Source organism: Halochromatium sp., from assembly GCF_054919635.1.
On record NZ_JBUDPI010000242.1, the window covers coordinates 1 to 6,069 of the forward strand.

Here is a 6,069-nt window from a genome sequence, read left to right on the forward strand (position 1 = left end):
TCTACGCCGCAGTACGTTGCAGTGCGCGGCCACTGCGTTATCTCGGTGAGTTCATCGAAACCAGCCGCGCGATCGCGCGCGAGCGCTTACGCGGGATTGGCGTTCCCCAGTCTCAGCGGCCTGAGAGCTAGGCCGGCTCCTCGGCACAGAGCCGCGCACAGGTCTCGGCGGCGCGGTTTAGCGTGGTCTCACCGGCGGCACGCAGCACCAGTTTCCGAACCTGAAGCCCTTTCCCGGTAAAGAGATGTGTCGCGGAAGTCACTGATAGGGCGCAATCGCAAGCGCGTCGAGGCGATAGCCGGCATCGCCCATCGCGCTCGAGAAGCGTTCAATGTGAAGGTCCCCCGTCACCCAAACCGTGTCGAAGACACCGCCGCGATAGCTTTTGCCCTCCGGCAAGACGACGTAAACGATCTGGTTGGCGGGCGGAGGCGGCACATGGATGCAAGCGCCAAAGTATGGGACCAACAGGAATGCGCTCAGCTCATATTGATCAAAGGCTAACGGCACCACAAAGCCAGGGAGTTTGACCCGCTGGCCGTCGAGTGCGTCCACAACCGGGGCCTGCTTCCACAAGGCGGTGATCTCGTCCATGATCGCGTCAGCGCGAGGGTCTTCGTCCGAGATCTGATCCAGGCTCTCCTCGTCCCCGCTCAGGCCTTCCAGCAGCTGTTCCGGACGCCACTCCTCAGGGATCAGGGCGTCCCAGTCGAGCTCGGTGACCTCGCCGAGATCTGATTCGTCGACGAGAATCTGTGAATCTTGTGGTCCACAGGCGCTCAGGGTCAAGAGCGTCAGGATGAGCGCCAGGGTGCGCCTAGCTTGCGTTCTGGTCATTGTCGTCGCCTGTATGCGGGTAGCGTCTGGATGCGGGGGTCATGGATGGCGCGACCGACGGCGGTACCATAGAGCATGCGAAAGCGTCCGCCCGCGAGCCCAAGGATCTCGTGGACGGCGTGGTCGAAGAAGCAGCCAATGCCGGTTGCGGAGAGCGACAAGGCCTCCGCTTCCAGATAAAGCACCTGGCCAATGGCGCCGGCCTCCCAGTGGAGAGACCTCCAGGCCGGGGCGCCGAAACGAGCAAGCTCATCGTCGAAGGATGCGATCATAGAGGTGACCAGCGCTCCTTGCGCGGCAATGTCTTGATGACAGTGCACCGCTCGTGCGATCGAACGCGCATCACCGGTCAAGAGGCGATAGAACGGCAGCTCTTCCGGACAGCCGGGAAGGGTTTCCCACTGCGCCTCGCGCGAGACCGCAGCGCGCAGGGCAGGCTCATCCGCGCGGTGCCGCACCAGGAGCGCAAGGCCGGGCTCCAAGCCATCAATGCGGTAAAGAAAGACCACCGGATGCACGCGCGGCCGGTGCGGAAAGGCCGTCCAAAGCGAGGGCGTGAGCGCCGGCAGGAGCGCGCCCAGCATGCGGTACAGTTGCTCGCGGCTCATCCCAGTGTACCCGTCGAAATCGACAGCGCTGCGCCTCCTGCGCACTAGCACGCGCGCCGAGGGCGACGACTCCCACGTCCGCGTGTCGGCCGCGCGCCCGCCTCGGCCGTCATCGATGTCGCCTTGGGGCGATCCCGTGTCACGCGTGGCCCGCTCCACCTCTGCCAGCACCGGCCAATTCTCATGCTCCGACGAGAGCGCATTCGCCGTGCCCGATGCCGGGGGGCACAGGTCTGCCAGGGCCTTGTCGTTGAGCGTGAGGCGGACCGGTCCATCGTCCGCTGCGGCGGGGAGTGGCTCAATCGCCAGGAGGACATCGGCACGCTCGGCCTCGGGCCCGGCGCTGCCATCGAGCGCGAGGAGTCGGTCCGAGTGGTCTGCGGGGAGCCCCCCGACACGGCGCACTCGCCAGCCCATGATGCGGGCGGCAATGGCGATCGATTGCATGGCGTGCCCGACATCATGCATACAGTAGCGAAACGCGCGCTCGCCGTATTTCCACGCCTCGCGCCAGACGATGCTCGACAAGCCAATGACAAAGGCGCCGCTGGGCAGCTGGCGGCACAGGTCTTCGAGAGCAGATGGCGCGATCCATCGCCGCACTTCCACCGCGTGATCACTCGGCGCGTAGTGGAACAGGGCTGGGCGAGCGGTCAGCCCGACGATCGGGCCGACGAGCGCATAAGCCTCGGTCGGGTGGAGGTTGCCGCTCGAGGGGTTACACCGCAACGCCCATTGCGAGTGCCCCGCCCGTTTCCAGGCCGAGATGGCCAGCGAATCGTAGAACAGCTGGGAAAAGGCATCAATGTCGAGGGCGGGGGGCGAGATAGACGCGTTCGAGCGCACCACTGCCCAGGAGGGCTCACTGGCGTGCGATGGCTCGCACAGCGGTAGCGCGATACGCTCCGCGCCATCGTAATGGCGGAACGGATGGGGTTGAGTCTCCCAGTCGAGATAACCGAGCGACGCTGCGAAGCGATCGGGCAGTCGATGCTCGGTCCGTTCGTGATAGCCGATGACGGTAGCGATCTCTGATTGGCGATTGCTCATGGCCCCAAACCCGCCCAACCGTGTTCAGCAAGGCGCCTTCGCCTTTTGAGCCGCATCGCCTCGGCCAGTCTGGCGGCCCCAAGCGGTACGTCGATGAATTGATGTCGCGATAGGTCGTTTGGAACACTTGCGCCCGTCATAGCGCCCTCCTGATCACAGCACGGTGGGATTCGGGGCGTCGCCGTAGACCTGAGTGGGGTCGAAGGTCTTCTCCTTTTCAGCGAAATCGAGCTTGCCCGTCTTGAGCGCCACGGTGCGGTAGAAGCAGCTGCGGTAGCCAACATGGCAGCTCGCTGGTGCGCTGTGTATGCCAGCCCCCAGCGAAACGCGCAGCCAAATGGCATCCTGATCGTCATCGATACGCATCTCGACGACACGCTGGACCAGGCCGCTGGTTGTGCCCTTGTGCCAGAGTACCTGCCGACTGCGGCTCCAATAGTGGGCCTCGCCGGTCAGGATTGTCTTCTCCAAAGCTTCGCGGTTCATATAGCCCAACATCAGCACCTCGCCGCTCGTCGCGTCGGTGGTCACGCAGGCAATCAGACCGTCGCGATCGAACCTTGGGGCAAGCTCCTGACTCTCTTCGACTTGCTCGACGGAGTTGCGGGGCGCAAAGCGAACCGCATCCGTGAGTGGAGCTTCGACTTGATTAAGTGGGTTGCTCATGTGGCTTCTCGTGAAAGTCGACGGGCGCTGTGCAACAGATTCCGCAGCGCTGTTAGGTCGAGAACTCGATCAGCACGCCAATCATCGCCGCGGCGTCGATCAGCGGTTGGTTTAGCATGGCCGCCTTGGTGACGGGAGGGAACAAGCGTAGGTTGCGCGCGGCGAAGGTCATATCAGCCATCTTCCTCCCCAGGCCAGAATCAGGGCAAACAGGATTGCGAATGCCGCCTGTCGTGCAAGGAGTGTCGACGTTGACCGCCAACCGGTTTCCCGCGCAATCGTCATGGCGGTGACTAAACAGGGTAGAAGAACGCCTGCCAGGTAGACCGCCGTCAGCGCCTGTGCCGCTGTCAGGGCAAAGGACGGCCCGGCATCCGCCGCCAGCAGGAGGATGCCGTCTTTGCGGATCGAAGCCAGCACCACGGCCAGAGCCGTCTGGGCAGGTAGGTCGAACAGCCTCATCACAGGGCCCAAGAACTCTGAGGCCAGGTCAAGTGCGCCCACATGGGCTAACAGGGATGCGGTGATACAGATCGCGATGAAAACGGGCATCGCTAGCAACAAGAATTGTCGAATTGTTCCCCAGGCTTCTCGCCACAAGGCTGACAAGGTTGGCCATTGCATAAAGGGCCGGTTGGGTGTCATCAGGACATTCTGCGAGCTACGGGCCTTTGCGCCCGAAGTCAATCGCAGGTAAACAAGGGTCGTGACGAGCAGATACGCTACGAACAGCCACGTCAGCCACAACGCCGAGGTTCCTGTCGCAACAGCCGCCACAGACAGGACAGCCAAGGTGGCTGGAAGCTGGTAGCTGCATGCCGATCCAAAGGCGATGGCGGAGATGGCCGGGCCGCGCGAACAGCTCGAGCAGGAGCGCGTGCTGATCACCGCCGGCACGTTGCAGCCGAACCCCATCATGACGCGCACCACATCTCGGCCGCTCAAACCGAACGGCCGGACGAGCGGATGGAGCGCGACATTGATTCGCTCGATCAATCCACTCGCCTTGTAGGCGCCGAGAATCAGTGCGAACGTCAGGACCGTCGGCAGCGCCCAAACCAGCAGGAAGGGTCCCATGTTGAGTAGCCCGTAACCGAATTCCGCGTGCTGAGCCGTGAGTACGATTTGCAGCCAACTCGGCCATGAGTCGTTCACGGCCGCAATGATTGGTTCGAACCAACGCTCAACGATGGGGTGCAGCATGTCCGCCACGGAGTTCGCGCCGAAGATCGTGGCCAGCAACGGCAGGAAGAGCAGCAGGATCGCCAGAAGTGGGCCGACGATCTGATGCTCCAGCCATCCCGGCTTCGGCTCGATCCGCCACCCCGCTCGAGCCGTCAACGACTCCTTGTCGAATTGCGCGGGGGTGTTAATCGCTTCGGCGATCTCTTGCCAATTGCGGTGGGAAAGCCGGCGCGCATCCACGGGAATGAAGCCGACCCCGGCGTCCGCCGCCAGGCGTTCGATCGTCTCTTGCGCGGCCTGGCCAGACTGCACCCTGTCCCAGTGCGTGACGACCACGGCACCTCGCTTGCCGACAACCAATGGAAGCATGTCGCTTAGGTCCTGATCCAGGCTGGTCGCCTGGACCACTAGGAGAACAACATCGGTTGCCGCGAGCGCAGCCAGTGCCAATCGTGTCGTCTCCGTGTCGGAGCTTCGCAGAATGCCAGGCGTGTCGATATACTCGGTGTTCCCAGATCGATAGCGTTCGACCACGACCGTGGAACCGCGAAAGTTCGTCTCCCCGGCTGAGCGGCCGGTCAGGGACGAAACGAGCTGCGACTTACCAACGCTCTCCTTGCCGATAACCACGATTGTCGAGATTCCTGTCCCAGGACCAGCGCTCGGCTCATTCGGGTTCTTCAAGAGAGAGCTCCATGACAACATTGCTGATGTGAGTAACAAACGACCGCTTGGCCGATCGATCAGAGATCAGCACGTAACCGCTGCTGACGCAGTATTCAACAGAAGCATCGAGCACTTCCGTTCGAGGTTCTAGGATCGTCGCCTTGGCAACGGATTTCTGTACTGTCGTCGCAAAATGGTTCAAAGCATCTTCGATCATGGCGTTACCCCTGTTAAAGAAAAGACATCCGCTAACACACGCACTCCTCGCCGCAGCAGGACAGATCATCGAGATACATGCCCCACTTGCGATAGATCTCTAACCCTTGTGCAGGCAACCCTAGCGAGGTCGCAATGGCCTTGGCAACAACGGCGAATCGTTGTCGATATTTGTAGATAAAGCAGAAGACGTGATTCCCATGACGTACCGCGGGCCCGCAGAGGAACAGGCCCGGCACAAGGGTGGACTCGTCCTGCTCGGTCAGTAAAGGAAAGCCATCGTCTCGCCGCTCAAACAAATCTGCGATGAGCGTGTGACTGCCCTCAAATCCACCTGCCAAGAGTGGGGGCACGCGGGTTTGAAAGCGGCTCCCGTCATCCGTCTTGATCTCGTAGAGATCGTCCACGCGTGCGACGGATTCGATGAGTGAGAACGGAAACAGCTCCACATGAGCAACAAATCGGTCTCTTAGCATCCGTTCGTGCGAATAGGTGGACAGCGCGACACTTGGATCGGAACTCTCTTCCTCCCACGGACATTGTTCGTCGAACAAGCGCACGCGTTTGCCTCGATCCGCCAGGTGGTAGGCCGCGTCGATACCGCTTTCGTAGCCACCGATAACGATATAATCGTCACCTTCAAGCGCCTTATAGCTCGCGATTGTCGCCGTATGCCGACAGAGCTCGCTGCCTACAAACCCCGTCAAACGCGGGTATTGGAACTCGCCAGCGGCCCAAATGATGTGCTTGGCATGAAAGTTCGCATCGGCCGTATGGACGAGAAATTGGCCATCGACCTTTGTGACCCGCATCACATTGGTATGCTGGCAGATCGGAAGTT

At 61.7% G+C, this 6,069-nt stretch carries 8 protein-coding genes; all 8 read right to left on the reverse strand.

All coding sequences use genetic code 11. The features are described from left to right. Positions 1 to 127: 127 nt before the first annotated feature. Positions 128 to 262, reverse strand: coding sequence for a hypothetical protein (locus ACY693_RS13670; RefSeq protein WP_462322381.1), 135 nt, complete (start codon positions 260 to 262; stop codon positions 128 to 130). Next, positions 259 to 837: a DUF3299 domain-containing protein gene (locus ACY693_RS13675; RefSeq protein ID WP_462322382.1), complete on the reverse strand. Its 579-nt coding sequence runs from the start codon at positions 835 to 837 to the stop codon at positions 259 to 261. The genes ACY693_RS13670 and ACY693_RS13675 overlap by 4 nt, the downstream gene beginning before the upstream one ends. Continuing rightward, on the reverse strand, positions 834 to 2,495 hold the full coding sequence (locus ACY693_RS13680) for a nitroreductase family protein (protein ID WP_462322383.1): 1,662 nt from the start codon (positions 2,493 to 2,495) through the stop codon (positions 834 to 836). Before ACY693_RS13680 ends, ACY693_RS13675 begins: the two co-directional genes overlap by 4 nt. Before the next feature lie 153 nt (positions 2,496 to 2,648). Then, a complete protein-coding gene (gene hisI, locus ACY693_RS13685; protein WP_462322384.1) occupies positions 2,649 to 3,161 on the reverse strand; it encodes a phosphoribosyl-AMP cyclohydrolase in 513 nt (170 codons plus the stop codon). 52 nt (positions 3,162 to 3,213) lie between these two features. Further along, complete coding sequence (locus tag ACY693_RS13690) at positions 3,214 to 3,342, reverse strand: hypothetical protein (protein WP_462322385.1); 129 nt, start codon at positions 3,340 to 3,342, stop codon at positions 3,214 to 3,216. Then, the gene (locus ACY693_RS13695; RefSeq protein ID WP_462322386.1) at positions 3,330 to 5,030 is read right to left on the reverse strand and encodes a nucleoside recognition domain-containing protein; all 1,701 of its coding nucleotides are present in this window, start codon (positions 5,028 to 5,030) and stop codon (positions 3,330 to 3,332) included. The genes ACY693_RS13690 and ACY693_RS13695 overlap by 13 nt, the downstream gene beginning before the upstream one ends. Then, positions 5,014 to 5,229, reverse strand: coding sequence for a hypothetical protein (locus ACY693_RS13700; protein ID WP_462322387.1), 216 nt, complete (start codon positions 5,227 to 5,229; stop codon positions 5,014 to 5,016). The genes ACY693_RS13695 and ACY693_RS13700 overlap by 17 nt, the downstream gene beginning before the upstream one ends. A gap of 31 nt (positions 5,230 to 5,260) precedes the next feature. After that, positions 5,261 to 6,069 (reverse strand): NAD(P)-binding domain-containing protein (locus tag ACY693_RS13705; protein WP_462322388.1); only part of this gene is annotated, 809 nt, incomplete at its 5' end.

What these genes read in the sequence shown, in the direction of transcription:
- ACY693_RS13680 (WP_462322383.1), bottom strand. Translation starts at nt 2,495, where the DNA reads ATGAGCAATCGCCAATCAGAGATCGCTACCGTCATCGGCTATCACGAA.
- ACY693_RS13675 (WP_462322382.1), bottom strand. Translation starts at nt 837, where the DNA reads ATGACCAGAACGCAAGCTAGGCGCACCCTGGCGCTCATCCTGACGCTC.
- ACY693_RS13700 (WP_462322387.1), bottom strand. Translation starts at nt 5,229, where the DNA reads ATGATCGAAGATGCTTTGAACCATTTTGCGACGACAGTACAGAAATCC.
- ACY693_RS13690 (WP_462322385.1), bottom strand. Translation starts at nt 3,342, where the DNA reads ATGGCTGATATGACCTTCGCCGCGCGCAACCTACGCTTGTTCCCTCCC.
- hisI (WP_462322384.1), bottom strand. Translation starts at nt 3,161, where the DNA reads ATGAGCAACCCACTTAATCAAGTCGAAGCTCCACTCACGGATGCGGTT.